The 22,071-nt window shown below is 37.7% G+C and carries 17 protein-coding genes and 1 other annotated feature; of the genes, 3 read left to right on the top strand and 14 right to left on the bottom strand.

The features are described 5' to 3' along the window. Positions 1–55: 55 nt before the first annotated feature. A complete protein-coding gene (locus MHB55_RS12795; protein ID WP_154310553.1) occupies positions 56–1,759 on the bottom strand; it encodes a sensor domain-containing diguanylate cyclase in 1,704 nt (567 codons plus the stop codon). Positions 1,760–1,855: 96 nt separating this feature from the next. Then, positions 1,856–3,076, bottom strand: a complete 1,221-nt coding sequence (locus tag MHB55_RS12800) for a bifunctional folylpolyglutamate synthase/dihydrofolate synthase (protein WP_340863384.1) — start codon at positions 3,074–3,076, stop codon at positions 1,856–1,858. Between the two features lie 86 nt (positions 3,077–3,162). Between MHB55_RS12800 and MHB55_RS12805 the strand changes: the two genes are divergently transcribed. Together MHB55_RS12805 and MHB55_RS12810 are read left to right on the top strand one after the other, a co-directional pair. Then, a complete protein-coding gene (locus MHB55_RS12805) occupies positions 3,163–4,041 on the top strand; it encodes an ATP-grasp domain-containing protein (RefSeq protein ID WP_144535677.1) in 879 nt (292 codons plus the stop codon). Further along, a complete protein-coding gene (locus tag MHB55_RS12810; RefSeq protein WP_340863385.1) occupies positions 4,038–4,847 on the top strand; it encodes an ATP-grasp domain-containing protein in 810 nt (269 codons plus the stop codon). Before MHB55_RS12805 ends, MHB55_RS12810 begins: the two co-directional genes overlap by 4 nt. 284 nt (positions 4,848–5,131) lie before the next feature. Here MHB55_RS12810 and MHB55_RS12815 read toward each other — a convergent pair whose 3' ends face one another. Beyond that, positions 5,132–7,774: a valine--tRNA ligase gene (locus MHB55_RS12815; protein ID WP_340863387.1), complete on the bottom strand. Its 2,643-nt coding sequence runs from the start codon at positions 7,772–7,774 to the stop codon at positions 5,132–5,134. A 44-nt stretch (positions 7,775–7,818) separates the two neighbouring features. Further along, positions 7,819–8,045: a binding site (T-box leader), on the bottom strand. 73 nt (positions 8,046–8,118) lie between these two features. On the opposite strand from MHB55_RS12815, the gene MHB55_RS12820 reads away from it, so the two are divergent. Next, on the top strand, positions 8,119–8,310 hold the full coding sequence (locus tag MHB55_RS12820) for a hypothetical protein (protein ID WP_144535671.1): 192 nt from the start codon (positions 8,119–8,121) through the stop codon (positions 8,308–8,310). Here MHB55_RS12820 and MHB55_RS12825 read toward each other — a convergent pair. From MHB55_RS12825 to tig, 11 genes are all read right to left on the bottom strand, one after another. Next, a complete protein-coding gene (locus tag MHB55_RS12825; RefSeq protein ID WP_154310547.1) occupies positions 8,287–9,060 on the bottom strand; it encodes a hypothetical protein in 774 nt (257 codons plus the stop codon). The genes MHB55_RS12820 and MHB55_RS12825 overlap by 24 nt on opposite strands. A 298-nt stretch (positions 9,061–9,358) precedes the next feature. Further along, positions 9,359–10,651, bottom strand: a complete 1,293-nt coding sequence (gene hemL / locus MHB55_RS12830; protein ID WP_340863388.1) for a glutamate-1-semialdehyde 2,1-aminomutase — start codon at positions 10,649–10,651, stop codon at positions 9,359–9,361. Further along, positions 10,651–11,634, bottom strand: a complete 984-nt coding sequence (gene hemB / locus MHB55_RS12835) for a porphobilinogen synthase (protein WP_191696816.1) — start codon at positions 11,632–11,634, stop codon at positions 10,651–10,653. The genes hemL and hemB overlap by 1 nt, the downstream gene beginning before the upstream one ends. A 5-nt stretch (positions 11,635–11,639) precedes the next feature. Further along, positions 11,640–12,395 carry a uroporphyrinogen-III synthase gene (locus MHB55_RS12840; protein WP_340863389.1) on the bottom strand — a complete coding sequence of 252 codons (756 nt, stop codon included), beginning with the start codon at positions 12,393–12,395 and terminating at the stop codon, positions 11,640–11,642. Beyond that, positions 12,388–13,317 (bottom strand): hydroxymethylbilane synthase, encoded by a 930-nt coding sequence (hemC, locus tag MHB55_RS12845; protein WP_144535661.1) that lies wholly within the window; start codon positions 13,315–13,317, stop codon positions 12,388–12,390. Before hemC ends, MHB55_RS12840 begins: the two co-directional genes overlap by 8 nt. Before the next feature lie 16 nt (positions 13,318–13,333). After that, positions 13,334–14,164 (bottom strand): cytochrome c biogenesis protein CcsA, encoded by an 831-nt coding sequence (gene ccsA, locus MHB55_RS12850; protein WP_144535659.1) that lies wholly within the window; start codon positions 14,162–14,164, stop codon positions 13,334–13,336. A gap of 82 nt (positions 14,165–14,246) precedes the next feature. Continuing rightward, the gene (hemA, locus tag MHB55_RS12855) at positions 14,247–15,611 is read right to left on the bottom strand and encodes a glutamyl-tRNA reductase (RefSeq protein ID WP_340863390.1); all 1,365 of its coding nucleotides are present in this window, start codon (positions 15,609–15,611) and stop codon (positions 14,247–14,249) included. A gap of 305 nt (positions 15,612–15,916) precedes the next feature. Beyond that, entirely contained in the window at positions 15,917–16,498 is a 582-nt protein-coding gene (gene yihA, locus MHB55_RS12860) for a ribosome biogenesis GTP-binding protein YihA/YsxC (RefSeq protein ID WP_144535655.1), read from the bottom strand. Next, entirely contained in the window at positions 16,499–18,832 is a 2,334-nt protein-coding gene (lon, locus tag MHB55_RS12865) for an endopeptidase La (RefSeq protein WP_445678235.1), read from the bottom strand. It lies immediately after the preceding gene. A 141-nt stretch (positions 18,833–18,973) separates the two neighbouring features. Next, positions 18,974–20,245 carry an ATP-dependent protease ATP-binding subunit ClpX gene (clpX, locus tag MHB55_RS12870; protein ID WP_144535651.1) on the bottom strand — a complete coding sequence of 424 codons (1,272 nt, stop codon included), beginning with the start codon at positions 20,243–20,245 and terminating at the stop codon, positions 18,974–18,976. A gap of 314 nt (positions 20,246–20,559) precedes the next feature. Continuing rightward, on the bottom strand, positions 20,560–21,840 hold the full coding sequence (tig, locus tag MHB55_RS12875; RefSeq protein ID WP_144535649.1) for a trigger factor: 1,281 nt from the start codon (positions 21,838–21,840) through the stop codon (positions 20,560–20,562). Positions 21,841–22,071 lie beyond the last annotated feature (231 nt).

A 22,071-nucleotide genomic window follows, 5' to 3' on the forward strand; every position in this document is an offset into this window, starting at 1 on the left:
GTCACAATTAAAGTGACAATATTCGTCTCCTATTCTATATTTTAAATAAATGTTTTTATTTCACATACTCCGCAACTCTATTCCGGCCCGCCTGTTTTGCCCCGATGTATAGAGCGCGATCGGCATTACGTATAAGGGAATTCCCCTCATCACTATCTTCAGGTGCTGTTGAAACTCCAATACTCGCTGTGATAAAGATAATCTCTTCTCTAGCTACATCTGCTAAACCCTGCTCTACTATGAAAGGAGTTTGCTCAATTTTCATACGGAGCTGCTCTGCTAAGTTAATAGCTTGTAACTTGGTGTAGTTTGGAAGGATAACAACGAATTCCTCTCCGCCATATCTCCCAACCGTGCCCTCTCCACCTATTTCTTTTTTTATAAGTTGGGCAAATTCTTTTAAGATTAGATTTCCACTATGATGACCATAAGTATCATTAACAGCCTTAAATTTATCGATGTCCAGCATGATTAATGACAGTGAATGATACGCCCCAGCTACTACTTTTTCCATTTCAGTAGCAATTTGTCTATCTAAATATCTATAATTATATAGCTTAGTAAGTTCACATATTTCACTTTGAGCTACTGCTTCTCTTACATATCTTGCTTTTTCTAAGGAAACAGCAAAGTAAGAACACAATAAATGAACAATATTCAATTGGTAAGGCTCAAATGCAAATTTACTTTTTGTTGCAAGAACCAATACACCTTCAATTTTCTGATTTCGATAAATCGGTACAGCCATCACGCTTTGCATCTCCATTGATAAAAACGAAGGTTTCATATGAAGCCATTCCGTTTGTTTATTATAGAGGATTGGTTCTCCTTTTTGATAGACATTCCCAACAAAGCTATATTTTATTTCTTCATGTGAGGATTCTAATTCTTTCTTAACCCCATCTTCAACTGCTCGTAAAATTATAAATTTATCGATCACATTGTCAACTATATAGGCAGTATCAATAGGAAACATTTTAGAGACTCGCTCTACAAACATATCTAATATTTCAGCAGAAGTTAATCTTTCCGCCAATTCGTGCCCAAACTCGCTTGCCTTGTTCAGATCATTATTTACTTTTTCAGAATCACTATACAATCGAACTATTACTGTGATTGTTATTAACGGTATTCCCATTAACAACAATGCGATTGGTCCAGTTGCCGTTTCAAATAAATATAGGCTTAAGCCAAATGGTAGTGTCATTAATAGGCAAGCTGTTTCCCAATAAAAATCCTTCGTTAGAAAAAACGGCTTAAACCCACAAATAAGCTCTCTAATATACAAAATCACATGGTTTAACAATATATATGAGATAGCATATAGAGAGCCGTATAAGATTACATCCATTATAGCTATACTGCCGACTTCAAATCCTAAGCCCAAAATAAGAGATCCACAAATTACTGAAAGTAAAAAAAACATAAATGAATTGAAGAAGTATTTAAATAAGGTTTCACGGGTAATTTTCATATGGTATATAACAGGAAACATACTCAGCTGCATAGAAATTAGTTCAGCTAATAGACCATACTTCATAAATATCGCAGCATTTACCCATAATACAAGAATAATTGTAGAACCGGCTATAACAAATGGAAATACGCTAGATAGTAATGCTAATAGCAAATAGTATCCGTAATTTTCCCATTCGGTAGGTTTGGTTGGGGAGTTTATATATACTAAAAAAGTCCCAATTGGAACAAAAATGAACCAAAGTGAGATCATTATATTTTTAGCTCTCTGAGTAAATACCATCAACCATATCCCCCTTCCTTTTAGGCCATTACTTTTTTCGCAGTTATATTATATAAAAATTATATCACAAGAAAACAGAATAATTAAAATTACATTTTACCTGTTTATTCCTTTTAACTCGGTAATTAGATACAGAGAACCAGTGACTATAGTAACAACTTCTTCATTTTCTGAAATTAGGTCTATATTATTTATATCTTTAGTTATACGTTTCTCACTGTGTGTACAGTGTTTAAACAAAATATTAGCATCTAAAGCTCTTTCATGTTTAAAATCTACAAACTCAAAACTTGCAGCAATTTCCTCTAGTCTTTTTAAAATATACATATAATCTTTGTCTTTTAATATACCTATTATAAAATGGATACGTTCGTTAGGAAAGTATTGCTTGATCGTCTCTACTAAGGCGTCAATGCTTGCCTTATTGTGTGCCCCATCCATATACGTTCTCTCACTCCACTTTTCCATTCTTCCAGGAAGTGCTGCCAAACTAACTGCTCTTTGTACCTTCTCCTCATCTAAAGTATATTCACTTTCAATTAATGCAGTAATAGCTAGTGCCATATTCGATAACTGATGGCTTCCAAGCATTTGTGGCATTAAATCACTAAATTGATGGTTGTGATATGTATAGCTTTTACCTATCATTTTAAAATCTTTGTTTATTTCAATAAGCTCCGACTGTTTCTCTTTTACCTCTTTGTCTACTACCTCTTTGGCACTTTGGGGAATTTCCCCTATTATCAATTTCCCATGTTCTTTTAAAATTCCTGCTTTATGCCAGCTTATTTTCTCGATAGTGTCACCTAGGAAGTTCGTATGATCAATAGATATACTCGGTATAACTGCTAAAGAATGTTGAATTACGTTCGTGCTATCAAGTCTTCCACCCATTCCGCTTTCCAGGAATACAATATCTAAATCGTGTTCTTCAAAAATTAAAAATGCAACTACTGTTAAAAGCTCAAAATCAGTAAGCATACCACTTATTCCTGCTAGTCTAAGCTTTTGAAACGCCTTGTCCATTTGATCCTCGGTAACATTATTGCCGTTTATTTGTATTTGATCGTGTACATCGATTAAACAAGGAGATGTGAAGCTACCATATGTTAAGTTGTGCTCCTTTGAAATCGCTCTCATAAAGGCAATCGTTGAGCCTTTCCCATTTGAGCCAGCAACATGAATTATTTTGTGTTTTTCCTGCGGATTTCCCAATTTATTTAAAGCTTCCTGAATACGCTCTAGACCAGGTTTAATCATAGTTTCACTAGTAATATCCCATTTTATCTTATAGTTATTAAATTTTTTTATTTCCAAGTCATTCACCCTATTCCGTCTTCGTTACTTTTCTGCTAAACTTCTTGTGAACACATTATAACACGTACCCGTGGAGGTCATTAATTATGCAAACTTGTTGGATCGTTTACAATGGTAGCCTAACTCATGATAAGTTTCTCGATCAGGCTCTCCTCCTGAAAGAAGCAGCAGAAAAAAAAGGCATACTAGCAGTTTTAGTAAAAAATTATGAGCTTCTGATGAATGTTCATGAAAGCTTATCAACAAGGCCTGATTTTGTCGTCTTTCTAGACAAAGATATTTTGCTTGCAAAATATCTAAAGAATGAAGGCATACCAGTGTTCAATGATCCAAGCGTGATTGAGATTTGTGATAACAAGGCGCATCAATATCTCGCGCTGGCAAAAGCTAACGTGCCAATGCCTCTGACGATTATAGCACCTAAAGTCTATCCTGAGTTCTCTATTTTGAACACTGGCTATTACGAGCAGGTTTTACAAGTACTTCAGCTACCTATGATTATTAAAGAAGCACATGGCTCATTTGGTCAAAGAGTTTATTTGATAGAAACAAGAGAGCAATTTTTTGAAAAGGTGGAAGAGCTAAAAGGGATTGAATATGTCTTCCAGCAATTCATCCATACGAGTAGAGGAAGAGATATTCGCGTCAATGTGGTGGGAGGTCAAGTTGTGGCTTGCATGCACCGTCAATCAGCTACCGATTTCCGTGCCAATATCACAAATGGTGGGACTGCAACTGAAATCGTTTTAACAGAAAAACAAAAAGAAGTGGCTATTCAAGCTGCTGCTGCATTGAATGCTGAATTTGCTGGGGTCGATTTGCTCTTTGGTGAAGACGAAGAACCACTAGTTTGTGAGGTTAATGGAGTAGCACATATTCGTAACATTTATAATGTCACTGGCATTAACGTAGGAGATGCCATGATTAGCTATATATTATCTAAAATCGGAGCTGTTGTTATATGAATGGCTTGTTGATATATGAATTAAAAGAAATCGAGAGAAATCAAAATTTCATCGATCGCCTTATTAAAGCTGCAAGGAATCACGGACATACATTGAATGTGATAGATGATCAACAGCTAGAATTTACAGAAGTAGATTTTATCTTTTTTAGAGCTCGTAATCCTGAGCTTTCCAAAAAGCTTGAACAACTAGGATTACCTATGTTCAACCGGGCTGAGGTCAACGTCATTGCAAATGATAAATACAAAGCAATTCAGCTAGTTCAAATGCTAGGAATTGCAACAGTACCAACGAAAAAAATAAAAGATATTCATGAGATCGATCAGTACCCTATTGTTTTAAAAACTATTGAGGGACATGGCGGCTTACAGGTAGAGCTTTTGGACAATAAAGAAGCTGCTGAAGAGTTTCTAACAAAGTACGGCTCACAAGAGATTATTGCCCAAAGCTATATAGAAACGAATGCAACTGATGTTAGAGTATTTATGCTGGGCACTGAGGTCATTGGAGCTGTAAAGAGAATCGGTGCTCCAAATAGCTTTAAATCCAATTTTAATTTAGGTGGAACTGTTGAAAATTATGAGCTTTCTGCAAGCCAAGAAGCAGACGTAGTAAAAATTGCAAAAGCGATTAAAAGTGATTATATAGGAATCGATTTCCTCCTTTTACCCGATGGGAGATGGCTTTTCAATGAAATAGAAGATCCGGTTGGTGCAAGATCATATTTCCAAACAACAAAAACGGATATTGCTATACCAATCATGGATTACATCGATAAACAGTTAAAAAAGCACGTTGAGCATTGAGCTCGATGTGTTTTTTTGTGTTTGAATGCTATGCTATGCGGTCTCTGCAAGTTTCTGCTCCATCTGTACAACATTTCATTCGTTCTCTGCAAGGTTTTACTCCTCCTCCGCAATGTTCTTCCTCTTCTCTGCAATGTTCTACTCCGTCTCTGCAAGGTTCTTCCACACTATCCGTGCTAAAACCCATTTCTAAAATGGTTCTCAATTACTCCAGTAGCTCGACTTGTATTTATTCATAAAAATAGCGTAGCAAACACCTCTAGGGTGCTTGCTACGCTTACTAATTACAAGTTATTTAATTCCTCAAGACGTTTTAACACAGTTGCGTGTTTTTCTAGGTAATCTTGTTCTTTGGCACGCTCTTCTGCTACTACTGCCTCAGGTGCTTTTGAAACGAAGCGTTCGTTGGATAGCTTACCTTGAACTAACTTCACTTCTTTTGCCCATTTTTCTAATTCTTTTTCTAAACGAGCTTTTTCAGCATCAATATCTATTAAGCCTTGTAGTGGAAGGTACAATAGAGCACCTGTAACTACTGCTGACATCGATTGACCTGGATCTTCTAGGTCTTGACCGATCACTAGAGGCTCTGGGTTACAGAAACGCTCTAAGTATTTCGCATTAGCTTCTAACACAGCAAGAGTGTCGGCATCTTTCGCTGAGATGTATAGAGGCACTTTTTTGCTCATTGGAGTTTGTACCTCTGAACGTATATTACGTACCGAGCGGATAATCTCTGCAAGTAATTTCATGCTTGCTGCTTGGCTTTGATCAGAAAGCTCTTCGTTAACAGTCGGCCATGGAGCTACTGTAATTGACTCCCCTTCATGAGGAAGGTTTTGCCAAATTTCTTCTGTGATAAAAGGCATGAATGGATGTAATAAACGCATCGTATTGTCTAATACATATGCTAGAACAGAACGAGTCATATGCTTCGCTTCCTCGTCCTCTCCGTTTAGCGGTAGCTTAGCCATTTCGATATACCAGTCACAGAAGTCATCCCAGATGAAATTATAAAGTGCACGGCCAACTTCACCGAACTCATACTTCTCAGAAAGTCTTGTTACTTGTTCAATTGTTTCGTTTAAACGAGTAAGAATCCAAGCATCTGCTACAGACTTTTTGCCCTCTAAGTTAATTTCTTCGTATTTCAAGCCATCCATATTCATCAATGCAAAGCGTGATGCATTCCAAATTTTATTGGCGAAGTTCCAAACAGCCTCTACTTTTTCTACTGAGAAGCGTAGATCCTGCCCTGGAGATGAGCCAGTGCTTAGGAAGTAGCGTAGTGAGTCTGCACCGTACTTTTCGATTACATCCATAGGATCAATGCCGTTTCCAAGAGATTTCGACATTTTACGACCATCTTCTGCACGTACTAAACCGTGAATTAGTACATCGTCAAATGGGCGAGTTCCTGTAAATTCTACTCCTTGGAATATCATACGAGACACCCAGAAGAATATAATATCATAACCTGTAACAAGGGCATTAGTTGGATAATACTTTTTCATTTCCTCATTTTCTACATCAGGCCAACCAAGAGTTGAGAAAGGCCATAGAGCAGATGAGAACCATGTATCTAAAACGTCTTCATCTTGCTTCCAATTTTCTTCATCTGCTGGCGCCTCGTGCCCAACATAAACTTCTCCAGTTTCTTTATGGTACCATGCTGGAATACGATGTCCCCACCAAAGTTGACGGGAGATACACCAATCATGAATGTTTTCCATCCAACGTAGATAAGTTTTTTCAAAGCGATCAGGTACGAAGTTTACCTTGCCCTCTGATTCTTGAAGCTTAATAGCTTCTTTTGCAAGTGGCTGCATTTTAACGAACCATTGTGTAGAAAGGTATGGCTCAACTACAGCTCCACTTCGCTCTGAATGTCCAACGGAATGTGCATGCTCTTCGATTTTGAATAATACTCCTGCTTCTTGAAGATCCTTCACAATTTGCTTACGACATTCGAAGCGATCCATACCTTCATATTTACCAGCATTTTTATTCATAGAGCCATCTTCATGCATCACTAGTATTCTTTCTAAATCATGGCGGTTACCAATTTCAAAATCATTCGGGTCATGAGCTGGAGTAATTTTAACTGCACCACTACCAAACTCCATATCCACGTAATCATCTGCTACGATTGGAATTTCACGGCCAACGATTGGTAATTTTACTTTTTTACCGATTAAATGCTTGTAGCGGTCATCCTCAGGGTGTACCGCAACAGCCGTATCCCCTAGCATTGTTTCTGGTCGAGTTGTTGCAACATCGATCGAACCAGTACCATCTGCAAGTGGGTAATGCATATGATAGAATGCACCCTGTATATCCTTATGAATTACTTCAATATCCGAAAGTGCTGTTTTAGTAGCTGGATCCCAGTTAATGATGTATTCGCCACGGTAAATCAAGCCTTTGTTATATAGATTAACGAATACTTCTTTTACTGCGTTAGAAAGGCCTTCATCTAATGTAAAACGTTCACGTGAGTAGTCTAAGCCTAAGCCTAGCTTTGCCCATTGCTGACGAATATGCCCTGCGTATTCATCTTTCCATTTCCATGTTTCTTCAACGAATTTTTCTCGGCCAAGGTCATATCTAGTAATATTATCAGCGCGAAGTTTTTCTTCCACCTTTGCTTGAGTAGCAATTCCTGCATGGTCCATTCCTGGTAACCATAGGGCATCATAGCCTTGCATACGCTTCATACGAATGATAATATCTTGAAGCGTAGTATCCCAGGCGTGACCTAAATGTAGCTTCCCAGTTACGTTCGGTGGTGGAATCACAATTGTATATGGTTCCTTTTCACTCTCTGGATGCGCTTCAAAAAATTTGCCTTTTAACCACCACTCGTAGCGACCTTTTTCAATTGACTGCGGATCATACTTGGTAGACATCCTTGTCTCGTTTGTCATATCGTTTCCTCCTAAAAAAGAATATAAAAAAACTCCTATCATCACTAAAGGACGAAGGAGTTTGTTCGCGGTACCACCTTTATTCGCAGATGCAATAAAACACATCACGCTCTCAATTAGATAACGGCTTCAAACCGGCAATTGCTACTGTTAGTTCACAAAAGCTGCTCTTGGGCTACCTTCAAATGGTGGCTAACGGAAACATTTCAGCAAATTGTTTCCTTTCTTTAGATAACCGTGTCATTTTACTCTTCCCATTCATAGCATCCATATATAGTTGTTTTTATTGTATAGGATATTATTATATGCCGTCAAGCATAGTCTTGTGAAAGGAGGAAAACACTATGAAAAGAGGATACAACCCATATCTTCTGCCAGATTGGCTACGAAGAACTCGTTTTTACGTAAAAGGCATCATTATACCAATCGGTTGCTTTCAACTTGTTCGTGTATTGATCGTTCCTACTACATGGGATTTTATCTTGCTAGTCTTTTTGGCATTTCTCGGATTTCTATTGTTTAAGGACATTATTTGATGGAAAGGAAAGCTTAGTATATCCGTCCTCTAAATCTAATATAAATTGCAGTTCTGACTCACCTTCTACTGAGCTTTCCGTTTCATTATGTTTTATAGCAACTTTAGGCAGATCCTGTTGATCATCCTCATTTGTAGATTGTTGCTCAGCACTCACTACTCTTTGTGTTGGCTTTAACGGCTCTACTGTTACTTCTTCTAGTTCTTCACTTTCTAATTGAACTTGCATTGTATCTTCACTTGACTCTTCATCCTGGGTAAAATTAAATGGTAAAACCTCTACCACTTCTGTTTGTTCTTCTTCCTCTTCTATTAGATCTGTCATTACCACTTCTGTTTTCAGTGGTCTTGACGTTTCGTATTCACAATTCACAAACCAGACAATTTCAATTCCATCCGATTCTGCTTTACAATTTATATTTTCTACACTAATACTTGGAGACGTATCCTGTTGTATTCTCTCCTTACTGATTTCTACGCTCATCGGAACAGCATATTCAAAATATCCCAGCTCTCCTTGTAAATCTAAATCCTCAATTTCTGTAAATTCGCTTGTTGCATGGTGTTCAACTTCTCCTTCTTCAAACTCCACATGACATGTAATATGATAAATACCGTTTATATGCACCATTTCGTCTATTTCCTCTTGAAAATATTGCGGAGTCACCTTAATTGTCTTAACTTCCTTTGGTACACCAAAACTTTGCGGAAAACAAAACTGTTCCTTTACTTCCCAACTTTTCACTTCCATTTTTCATCCTCCTTCGTATAGGACAAATTATGTTTCAACGTAAGAAAATATGAAAAATACCTTTCATTTATGCTTCGCTTTCCAAAACTTTGATTAAGGACTTATTCAGACGAGACCGCTAAGTACGAAATCGAGCATTTCTTGTTATTTTTGCTGTATTGTTATAATAGACCAGCCACGAATGGACCGAGTATCCCTTGTAAAGCAGATATATCTTTTCAAATAAAAAAATACCCCGTAAAAATTAGATTAGTGTCTAACTTTTACGGAGCAGTTAAATTTTTTAGTTTGTTTGTTATTATCTAGCTAGCTTTTCAAAAACAGTATGGAAAGCTTGGATTGTTTTATTGATATGTTCCTCTGTATGTGCAGTGGATAGGAACATCCCTTCAAATTGAGAAGGTGGTAAATAGATACCTTCCTCAGCCATTAAACGATAATATTTTGCAAATAAATCAAGGTCAGCTGTTTTAGCTACGTCATAGTTAATAACGTTTTCGTTAGTAAAGAAGAAGCCAATCATAGAACCAGCACGATTTACTGTATGTGGAATATTGTACTTGCTTGCCGCTTCTCTGAATCCTTTTTCAAGCATATCTCCAAGCTTAACAAAATATTTGTACGTGTCTTCATTTAAGCGAGATAATGTTTCATAACCTGCTGTCATTGCTAAAGGATTTCCAGATAAAGTACCTGCTTGGTATACAGAGCCTGCCGGTGCAATCATTTCCATGATTTCTCGTTTACCTCCGAAAGCACCTACTGGTAGGCCTCCCCCAATTACTTTTCCTAGACAAGTTAAATCTGGTGTAATACCGAAAAAGCCTTGTGCACAGTTATAACCCACTCGGAAACCAGTCATTACTTCATCGAAGATTAAAACTGTTCCATTTTTCTCTGTCAACTCACGCAATGCTTCAAGGAAGCCTTCAATTGGAGGCACAACGCCCATGTTTCCTGCCACTGGCTCTACAATTACTGCTGCTAAATCGTCACCGAAGTTTTCAAACACATAGCGAACGCTTTCGATGTCATTATAAGGAACGGCAATTGTGTTTTTAGCGATAGACTCGGGTACACCCGGGCTGTCTGGAAGACCTAAGGTAGCAACACCAGATCCAGCTTTAATCAGTAGACTATCTCCATGACCGTGGTAACATCCTTCGAATTTTAATATTTTGTTACGTCCTGTATAACCACGTGCTAATCTCAATGCACTCATGGTTGCCTCCGTACCAGAAGAAACCATACGGACCATCTCAATAGATGGAACACGTTCCATTACTAATTTGGCAAGCTTATTTTCGATTAAAGTAGAAGCTCCAAAGCTAGTCCCAGTTGCAGCTACCTCTTGAATAGCTTTTACTACGTTCGGTTCAGTGTGACCTAAAATAAGTGGTCCCCATGAAAGTACATAGTCGATGTATTCATTGCCATCAATATCCTTTAAGATGGCTCCCTTTCCACTCTCCATGAAAATTGGATCCATGTCTACAGATTTAAATGCACGAACAGGACTGTTAACCCCACCAGGCATTAGTTCCTTTGCTTCTGTAAATGCTTCTTTAGATAATTTATATGATTTTGACATTATTTCTCCTCCAACCAACGCGCTACATCTTTAGCATGATACGTTAAGATAATATCGGCTCCTGCACGTTTCATTCCTGTTAAAGTTTCTAGAACTGTTTCTTTTTCGTTTATCCAGCCGTTGATTGCAGCGGCCTTCACCATTGCATACTCTCCACTTACGTTATACGCAACGATTGGAGCATCAAAGTTATTTCTAACATCGCGGATAATATCCAAATATGCTAGTGCAGGTTTTACGATTAAGAAATCTGCTCCCTCTTCCATATCAGAAGTTGCTTCACGAATTGCCTCCATACGGTTAGAATAATCCATTTGATACGTTTTACGATCTCCAAATTTAGGAGCTCCGTCCGCAGCCTCACGGAATGGACCGTAATAAGCTGATGCATATTTCACTGCATAAGACATAATCGGCACATCTTGAAATCCAGCTCTGTCCAATCCTTGACGAATAGCAGTAACAAATCCATCCATCATGTTAGAAGGTGCGATGATATCTGCTCCTGCTTGAGCTTGACTCACAGCAGTTTTTGCTAGTAAGTCCAACGATGGGTCATTTAAGATTCTTTCATGCTCATCAACTACTCCACAGTGACCATGATCTGTAAATTCGCATAAGCAAGTATCTGCGATAACCACTAGGTTTGGATGACGATCCTTGATAAAGCGGATAGCCTTTTGTACAATTCCGTGATCATGGTACGCTTGAGTTCCTTCAGCATCCTTTGTCGCAGGCAAACCAAATAAAATAACTGATGGTATCCCTAATGTAACGACCTCGTCTACCTCTTCTCCCAAACGGTCTAAAGAAAATTGAAAAACTCCCGGCATAGAGTTAACGGGATTTTTAATATTTTCTCCATCCATCACGAAAATTGGATAGATTAAATCCTCTTTATGTAAGTATGTTTCTTTTACCATTGATCTGATACCAGCCGATTGTCTTAAACGGCGATGACGTCGAAAATATAAATCTGCCATTTCATTCATCCCTTCCATTGAGCTAGCGCGTAAACTACCTCTGTTAAAGTATAGGTTCTTGGCATTACTTGTGCAGTAATACCTAATGATTTTAAATGATTCTTCGTTACATGGCCAATAGCACATACCGTAAAACCATGATAGCCTAGATCCTTGCCTATCGTTTGATGGAAAGCATTGACCGTAGAAGGACTAGTGAATACAAGTGAACAGTTTTTCCCACTATTGAGTATTTCCTTAACCTTTTCTACGTTATCTTCCAACGTGACTGTCTCATAGACTGTCCATTCGTCAACTGGATTGACCAAACCATCTACGATTGTTTTCTTTGCAAGATTACCTCGAAAGAACAAGCAGGACTCCTCTGGTGCTGCAACCTGAGGAAACTCTCGAATAAATACATCGGCACTAAAGACGCTCGGCATAAAGTCAATCGAGAAACCCAATTGCTCTAGTGCTGATGCGGTCCTAGATCCAACAGCAGCTATTTTCACTTGAAAATATTCAATCTCTAAATTGTTTCTAAGTATTTTTTGATGAAAGGCCGCGACACTTGCCTGACTAGTAAATATAAACCATTTAAAAGCATTACTGTTTAAGAGTTTATCTTTGTCATCGGTCTGTATAATCTCCTTAGTGGCTATAAACGGGGCTAGAATTGGTACCCCTCCTAAACTAGCAGTTAGTGCTGCTGCCTCTTCTGATCTATTCACCCCTGTAAAAATGACATGTTCATTTTGTAGAGGTGAACTTTCAGACATTTAAATCAGCCTTAACCTTCTGGATTAAATCATAAGCTCCCTGTTCCGTTATAATACGTGCTGCTTCTTTGCCTACTGACTCTGGGTTTGTTCCGGACACTACTTCTTTATATACAACAGAAGCATCTGGTGCAGCTACAAGTCCTGTAAATGTTATTTCATCGCCTTTAATGATAGCATGTCCGGCAATCGGCACCTGACAACCTCCATCCATGGCAGCTAAGAAAGCACGCTCTGCATGAACAGCATCCCAAGTCTCTTTATCTGATAGCTTTTGAAGCTCAGTTAATAATTCTAAATCATCCTCACGACATTCAATCGCTAATGACCCTTGTCCTACTGCTGGGACGCAATCTTCTACAGAAATATATTCGGTTACTACTTCATCGCTCCAGCCAAGTCGCTTAAGTCCTGCTGCAGCTAAAATAATCGCATCATATTCTCCGTCTTGAAGCTTTTGCAATCTAGTATCCACATTACCTCGTATCCATTTAATCTCGATATCTGGACGTAGTAATAGAAGCTGAGCGCTTCTACGTAAGCTACTTGTCCCAACAACTGCTCCTTTTGGTAGGTCGTTAAATTTAACATGACCCGTGGAGATGAAAGCATCACGTTCGTCTACACGTTTTGGTGTACACCCCATTACTAATCCTGGAGGCAAGACTGATGGCATATCCTTCATGCTATGTACAGCAAAATCAATTTCCTTGTCATATAATGCTTGTTCAATTTCTTTAACAAATAATCCTTTTCCTCCAACCTTGGAAAGCGTTACATCTAAAATTTGGTCACCTTTAGTGACAATCTCTTTCACTTCAAACTCAAATGGAGCCCCCATATCCTTCATTTGTTGGATGAACCAGTTTGTTTGTGTTAAAGCTAACTTACTTCTTCTTGAACCTACAATAATTTTACGCATTGACTCGCTACCTTTCTTAATACCATAAGTGGAATTGTGATAATCGACTACCTAGTAAGAAATTTATTAAAACAAATAAAAATGCATATACGTGAATCCACGCATAGTTCGTCCCTTTAAACCTTGCGCGCCTTCTTATTAATAAAACGACAATATATATAACTAATAGAATAAAGGAATTAACAATCTTAAAATCAAATATTGAAAACTCATTTAAAGATATATAAGCCCATTGTAACCCAAGAACGAGACTTACAAACAATAAAGGGATTCCTGTAATGATTGACGTCGTCATTCCAGTTTCCGTATGCTGCAGAGATGGCAATCTAGTGAATTGCTTTGTCCATTTTTTCTGTTTCAATACTCTATACAATATCAAATATAGTACAGAAAAAACAAACGAAAGAGCAAATGCAGCATAAGCTAAAAATGCAAAAGTAATATGAATAAACAATAACTCTGAACGTAGGGCATCACCCACAGGCGATTGCTCCAATTGGCTTGGGGCAAATGTATGGATGGTCATAAATATAAATCCAATAATATTTAAAAAGAATCCTGGTAAATCTGACTTAAAGACCAGCTGCATGATCAAAGAAAGCAATATGATGAGCCATGCATAGAAATATATACCCTCAAATAGCGATAGAATAGGAAATCGCTTCATCTCTATCATATACATGACTAAAAACACCGTTTGTAGTAGCCAGACGATGGATAATAGTCCTACCGCCAAGCGATGAACTTGCCGATCTTTGTTGAGGTAATCGATGAAATAGAAAACAAGGCTAACGGATTGGAGGACGACCATAATCTCGTGAAGCCGTGTCATCGTCAAATCAGCCATATCATTTCTCCCTTTATACAATAAAAAAGGTGCTTTTATATCTCTTTAGTTTCGATAAAGATACAAAAACACCTCCTGTAGATTAATTGAACGATAAGTTCTCTTTTAATTCTTGATTCAATAGCGATTGCTTTAAATTGATTTTAGCTTTTTCTGCTTGAACTTCTACTTCCTTCTTTACATCTTCTTCAATTCCAAAGATTTGTTGGAACAATTGGAGCTGTTCAGCAGGGTTCTTAGATGTAGAAAGTTCTTTTGCTTGTAGAATCGGCTCTTTCAAAAGTTGGTTAACAATCGATTTCGTATGTTTATTTAATATCTTGCGCTCGCGATCCGTAAGGTTAGGCATTTTGTTTTCAATAGAACTCATTGTCTCTACTTGAATTCTATTCGCTTTTTGGCGTAGTGCGGAGATAATCGGTACAACCCCAAGAGTAGTTACCCACTCATTAAATTGATCGATTTCGGTCTCAATCATTTTATTAATTTGGGCAGCTGCACGTTCACGCTCAGCAAGGTTCGCTTCGACAATTCCTTGTAAATCATCGATGTCATATAAGAACACGTTTGGTAAATCACCTATTTGTGGATCTAAGTCACGTGGCACAGCAATATCGACCATAAACAAAGGCTTGCCTTTACGTAATCTGTCTACGAATTGCATTAACTCATAGTCAATTACATATTCAGTTGCACCAGTAGAGCTGATTAGAATATCAGCCTCAAGTAATGCACATTGAAGCTCATCCATAGGTTTAGCATTGCCTTCAAATTTTGAAGCAAGCTCCTTCGCTTTTTCATAAGTACGGTTAATAACCGTTACTTTTTCAGCACCGCTGCCGTGAAGGTTTTGGATAGCTAGCTCGCCCATTTTTCCTGCTCCTAGGATTACTACATGCTTGTGGTTTAAAGAACCAAATATTTTTTTCCCTAGTTCAACTGCTGCATAAGAAACTGATACTGCATTTTCCCCAATAGATGTCTCAGCATGAGCGCGCTTTGCAAACGTCACAGCTTGTTTAAATAATTGGTTAAAAATTGTACCCGTTGTCCCATTTTCTTGCCCGTTTAAAAAGCTTTTCTTCACTTGTCCAAGAATTTGAGTCTCTCCAAGCACCATGGAGTCAATACCAGCAGTAACACGGAATAAGTGATTATTCGCTTCATTGTCTTCATGAATAAATAAATATCTAGAAAGGTTCTCCATTGGGATATCGAACCAATTCGCTAGAAATTGTTTTACATAGTATCTTCCTGTATGCAATTGATCTACAGTTGCGTATATTTCTGTACGGTTACATGTAGATACAATGACGTTTTCTAAAATACTCTTCTGTTCCTGTAATGCCTGCATCGCATTCGGAAGCTCAGCCTCGATAAAAGAAAGCTTTTCACGAATCTCAACTGGGGCAGTACGATAATTGACACCTACCACGAGTGTATGCATGGAGTCATGTCACCCTTTCACGTTCATTTCATTTCATAAGTCCTATTATAGCATAGGTTCACAAGTAGATAATTTGTCATTTGTGAACAAGCTATGAAATCTTAATTAGAATTATTATAAATTAATAATAACAAAAAGTATTACTCAATACAAACATTCTGTCCAAAATTATTAAAGATTAACTATTCACATAAAAAAAGATTAACTAAGGATGGTATTCCCTAATCAACCTTTTTTAATCTTAAAACTGTAACATTAGCTTCCACCGTTTTTATTAGCTCTTTCTGAAGGAAGATAGTAAAATATTACATTCTGCTTTCGATTTCTGCCCAAGCTGCATCGAAGCCTAAACCTGTTTCAGAAGAGAAGATTACTAGAGGATCATTTTTGTCCATTTGCAGCTCTTCTTTGACAATCTTCTTATGCTTATCCCATTTCCCTTTAGGAATCTTATCAGCTTTTGTAGCTATAACAATACAAGGTATATTGTAATGCTTTAAAAAGTCATACATCATACAATCATCCGTTGTTGGGGGATGCCTTAAATCAACAATTAATAAGACAGCCTTCAGAACCTCACGGGAGGTAAAATAAGTTTCAATCATTTTACCCCACGCTGCGCGTTCTGACTTTGATACTTTTGCATAGCCATAGCCAGGTACATCGACAAACAATAAATCCTCTTCCAGCTTGTAAAAGTTTAATGTTTGTGTTTTCCCGGGCTTAGAGGAAATACGAGCCATACTCTTACGACCAATCATTTTATTGATAAAGGAGGACTTCCCTACATTGGAGCGCCCAGCAAGAGCAAATTCCGGTAAATCTCCCTCTGGATATTGAGCTGGTCTAACAGCACTTATTAATAGTTCAACGTTATGAATTTTCATTTATTTTGCCTCCTCTAATGCCAGTTGAAGCACCTCTTCAGCATCGGAAACAAAATGGAACGTCAATACTTCGCGAACACTTTCTGGTATATCTTCAATATCACGCTCATTGTCTTTTGGACAAATAATTGTCGTAAGACCTGCGCGATGTGCACTTAATGTCTTTTCTTTTAAACCACCAATAGGTAGCACTCGTCCTCTTAAAGTTACTTCACCAGTCATACCAACTTCCCGAAGAATTGGGCGTTTAGATAATGCTGAAACAAGCGCGGTAACAATAGTAATACCTGCTGATGGGCCATCCTTAGGAACAGCACCTTCCGGAACATGAATATGGATATCCTTGTTTTCATGGAAGGTTGGATCAATTCCAAAATCATTGGCTTTCGATCGTACATAGGACAAAGCAGTTTGAGCAGACTCCTTCATAACATCACCAAGCTTACCAGTAAGCTGTAATTTACCAGATCCGGCAGATAAAGACACCTCTATTTGGAGTGTATCTCCCCCTACCGTGGTATAGGCAAGACCTGTTGCTACGCCTACTTGATTTTCTGACTCAGCTTGTCCATAACGAAACTTGCGTTTACCAATCATGTCTTCCAAATTCTTTGCAGACACAGTGACACGTTTTTTGTCTCCAGATACGATTTGAAGAGCAGCCTTACGACAAATATTTGCCAGTACTCTCTCTAAGCTTCTGACTCCAGCTTCACGAGTATAATAACGTAAAACATCTATTAGGGCATCATCTTTAACTTGTAGCTGGGTTTTCTTTAAGCCATGTTCTTTAAGCTGCTTTGGCAGCAAGTGATTTTTGGCAATAGAAAGCTTTTCTATTTCTGTATAACCAGCAATAGAGATAATTTCCATACGATCTCTTAAGGGACCAGGAATTGTACTTAAGTCATTAGCAGTAGCAATGAAAAGTACATTCGAAAGATCATATGTTTCCTCAATATAGTGATCACTAAAGGAATTATTCTGTTCAGGGTCAAGTACCTCTAGCATGGCTGCGGCAGGATCTCCGCGGAAGTCATTAGACATTTTATCGATTTCATCTAGCAAAATAAGCGGATTAATCGTTCCTGCCTTCTTCATCCCTTGAATAATTCTTCCTGGCATGGAACCTACATATGTTCTGCGGTGTCCACGAATTTCAGATTCATCTCTTACTCCTCCAAGGGAGATTCGTACAAATTTACGTCCTAGTGATTCAGCGATAGATTTGGCTAGAGAGGTTTTCCCTACTCCTGGAGGTCCAGCCAAGCAAAGGATTGGTCCTCTTACCGATTTAGTCAATTGGCGAACAGCCAAATATTCTAAGACACGCTCTTTTACTGTTTCAAGTCCATCATGATCACGATCTAAAATTTGTTCAGAACGTTTAATATCTAATTGATCCTCAGTAGACTTAGACCAAGGGATAGAAACAATCCATTCAATATAATTGCGAATGACTCCACTTTCTGGAGCTTGAGTTGGAAGCTTCTCATAACGATCTAACTCTTTTAACACATTATTTTTGGTTGTTTCCGGTAAACCAGCTTCTTGGATGCGCCTTTTTAACTCAGCAACCTCACCTGTCTTACCTTCTTTATCTCCGAGCTCGGTTTGAATGGCCTTCATTTGCTCACGAAGATAAAACTCTTTTTGCGTTCTTTCCATAGCATTTTTAACACGATTATTTATTTTTTTCTCAAGATTCAAAATTTCTTGTTCATTATAAAGCTGCACGATTAAGGTTTCCATGCGCTCTTTAACATCCATGATTTCTAGAATCTCTTGTTTGCCAGATATTTTGAGCGGTAAAGCTGCCGCAATCATATCAGCTAATCTACCTGGTTCTTCAATATCTGCTACAGAACGGTAAGTTTCCTCTGACACTTGCTTGGAAGCCTTCGTATACTTTTCGAAATTATGTAATAAAGTACGCATTAACGCTTGATCTTCTTGATCAGCTTCTTTTGGCTCGATATATGCTGACACGGTTACTTCATCCATTTTGTTTGTAACTTTATATTCATCCCAAATTGCACGCTGAAGTCCCTCAACTAATACCCTCATCGTTCCGTTCGGTAACTTCACAACCTGTTTTATATGCGCAAGAATCCCTACAGGATATATATCCTCTTGGCTAGGATGTTCTACACCCAAATCCCTTTGTGCGGAAATAAAGAGTTTTTCTTCGCGTTTCATTGCTGTATTTAAAGCATCAATTGAACGCTCGCGCCCTATATCTATATGTAAAACCATAGTAGGAAATATAAATAAACCACGAAGGGGTAAAACTGGGTAATATGTTTTTTCTGCCACTTTGGAATTCACCTCCATCATATTGTATCCTTTATGTATCCTAATAATACAGTAAACCTCATGATAAAAAGAGGTAGTTTTCATCTTATAAAGAGAAATAGCTGACATCCTTGCTCGCGCCTATGCACGTAGTTTGGAAGCCAGCTTTTTCAATGGCTATTAAGCCGATGTTTTTTCGTTATCTAAATCTTTTAATTCAGAACCATCTTCTAATAAAAGTTTAGGACGTGCGTGCTCTGTAATTGTTTCTTTAGTAATCACACATTCCACGATATCTTCTCGTGATGGTAATTCATACATTACATCTAGCATTGTATTTTCAATGATAGAACGTAATCCACGAGCACCAGTTTTACGCTCAATAGCTTCCTTCGCAATTTCCACTAAAGCTTCATCTTCAAATGTTAACTTCACATTATCCAACTCAATCATTTTTTGATATTGCTTAACTAGTGCGTTCTTAGGCTCTGTAAGTATTTGCACTAACGCTTTATCATCCAACTGCTCTAGGCTTGCTAATACAGGTAAACGACCGATGAATTCAGGGATTAGACCAAATTTCAATAAGTCCTCTGGAATTAACTGAGATAACACAGATTTTGCATCTTCTTGAACTTTGTTAGGATCTGCACCGAAACCAATTACTTTTTCACCTAAACGGCGTTTAATAATCTGTTCGATTCCATCGAATGCTCCTCCAACGATAAACAAGATGTTCGTTGTGTCAATTTGAATAAATTCTTGATGAGGATGCTTACGTCCACCTTGTGGTGGAACACTAGCTACAGTACCCTCAAGTATTTTAAGAAGGGCTTGTTGTACCCCTTCACCTGAAACGTCTCTAGTGATAGAAGGGTTTTCAGATTTACGTGCAACTTTATCTATTTCATCTATATAAATAATGCCTTTTTCTGCTCTTTCAATATCATAGTCTGCTGATTGAATAAGCTTTAAAAGGATATTCTCTACATCTTCCCCTACGTATCCAGCTTCTGTTAAAGAAGTAGCATCTGCAATAGCAAATGGAACGTTGAGAATTCTAGCTAAAGTTTGAGCAAGTAATGTTTTACCGCTACCAGTTGGTCCGATTAAAACTATATTTGATTTAGATAATTCTACTTCATCAATTACGCTATTAGAGTTAATACGTTTGTAATGGTTATAAACAGCTACTGCAAGTGATTTTTTTGCTCGCTCTTGGCCAATTACATATTCATCTAAAATAGCTAGAATTTCTTTTGGTTTTGGAACTTCTTTGAACTCTACTTCTTCCTCTGTGCCAAGTTCTTCTTCTACTATTTCAGAACACAAATCAATACACTCATCACAAATGTAGACACCAGGCCCCGCAACAAGTTTACGAACTTGTTCCTGTGGCTTGCCACAAAAAGAACATTTTAAGTTCCCTTTTTCATCATTGAATTTGAACAAAATATTCACCCCTATTCAAGCCATTATCTTACAAGATTCTTTGTTAGGAATCAAATAATAAGTTTGATCAAGTTTTTTTATACATCAGACGCTGTTACGTCTTATTGCAACACGTTGGTATATACAAAAGCACCATTACAAAAAGAGCCTCTGAATTTCTTGCAGAACAATATGCAATTTAAACTACTATACCACATAACATTGGCTAACAAACAAACAACGGTAACAGCGCCATACCTTTAAAATATGTATGTATAAAACAAGGCACAGACAGATGCTGTACCTTGTTATATATTATAACGCGTTATGTGTAATTATGAAATTTTAGCGTTTTCTACTAAGAATTCCACAGTTTTTTGGAAGCGAAGGTCATTTGCAAGAACTTCTGTACCACCAAGTGCACGTTTAATATCGTCAGCTGACATATTGAATTGTGCACTCATTTTTTCTAGTTCAGCGTTGATATCTTCTTCAGACGCTTGAAGATTCTCTTTCTCAGCAATAGCTTCAAGAGTTAATGATACTTTCACACGATTTTTAGCATCTTCTGCCATTTGTCCGCGTAAAGCAGCCTCGTCTTGACCAGAGAACTGGAAGTAAAGATCTAAGTTCATGCCTTGTTGCTCTAAACGTTGACCAAATTCTTGTAGCATACGATCAGTTTCTGTTTCAATCATTGCTTCTGGGATATCGATAGTAGCGTTTGCTGCAGCAGCTTCTACTAAATCATCACGAAGGTTTTGTGCTGACATTTGTTTTTTCTCTTCAGCAGTAGTTTCTTTAAGTTTAGCACGTAAAGCATCAATGCCTTCTACTTCAGCATCAATTTCTTTAGCTAGGTCGTCATTAAGCTCAGGAAGTTCTTTTCCTTTTACTTCTTTAACTGTAACTTTGAAAGTTGCTGCTTTCCCTGCTAATTCAGCTGCATGGTACTCTTCTGGGAATGTAACTTCTACATCTTTTGAATCGCCAGATTTAACTCCTACAAGTTGACCTTCAAAGCCTGGGATGAAAGAGTTAGAACCGATTTCTAATGGGTAGTCTTGACCAGCTCCACCTTCAAACGCTTCTCCGTCTACAAATCCTTCAAAGTCGATTACAGCAGTATCGCCTTCAACGATTGCATCTTCTTTTACTACTAATTCAGCTAAACGAGCTTGTTGAGCTTTTAATTGCTCTTCAATTTCTTCGTCTGTAACTGTTTCATCTACTTTAGTTACTTCAAGTCCTTTGTATTCACCAAGTGTTACCTCTGGTTTTACTACTACATTAGCAGTGAATACTAAAGGTTGACCTTTTTCCATTGATACGATGTCGATTTCTGGACGATCAACTGGATCAATACCAGCTTCTTCAACTGCTGAAGCATATGCATGTGGAAGAATGAAATCTAATGCATCTTGGAATAAAGATTCAACTCCGTACATTTTTTCGAAAATTTGACGTGGCATTTTCCCTTTACGGAAACCAGGTGCATTAATTTGCTTTACCACTTTTTTGAAAGCTTGATCTAAACCGTTGTTTACTACATCAGCAGCAACTTCAACTGTTAAAAGACCATTATTTCCTTCTTGTTTTTCCCATTTAACTGACATTTATTCTACCTCCAATAAATAAATTACAATAATTTAGTAGCCTGTATATTAAAAGTTTGAAACTTAACAGGACAGTTTTTCACTAATTATATTGACAACCTGTATATTATAGCATAATTGACTAGACTTTCAACATTATTGATATACAAGTATGTTCGTCCGATTACCTTTCGAAAAAACAAAGGTTATCTTATTTCCTTCATACTTTATAATCCTTTAAATCGAATAGGT

The sequence above is a fragment of the Psychrobacillus sp. FSL K6-1267 genome, from assembly GCF_038003265.1.
Classification (GTDB): domain Bacteria; phylum Bacillota; class Bacilli; order Bacillales_A; family Planococcaceae; genus Psychrobacillus; species Psychrobacillus faecigallinarum.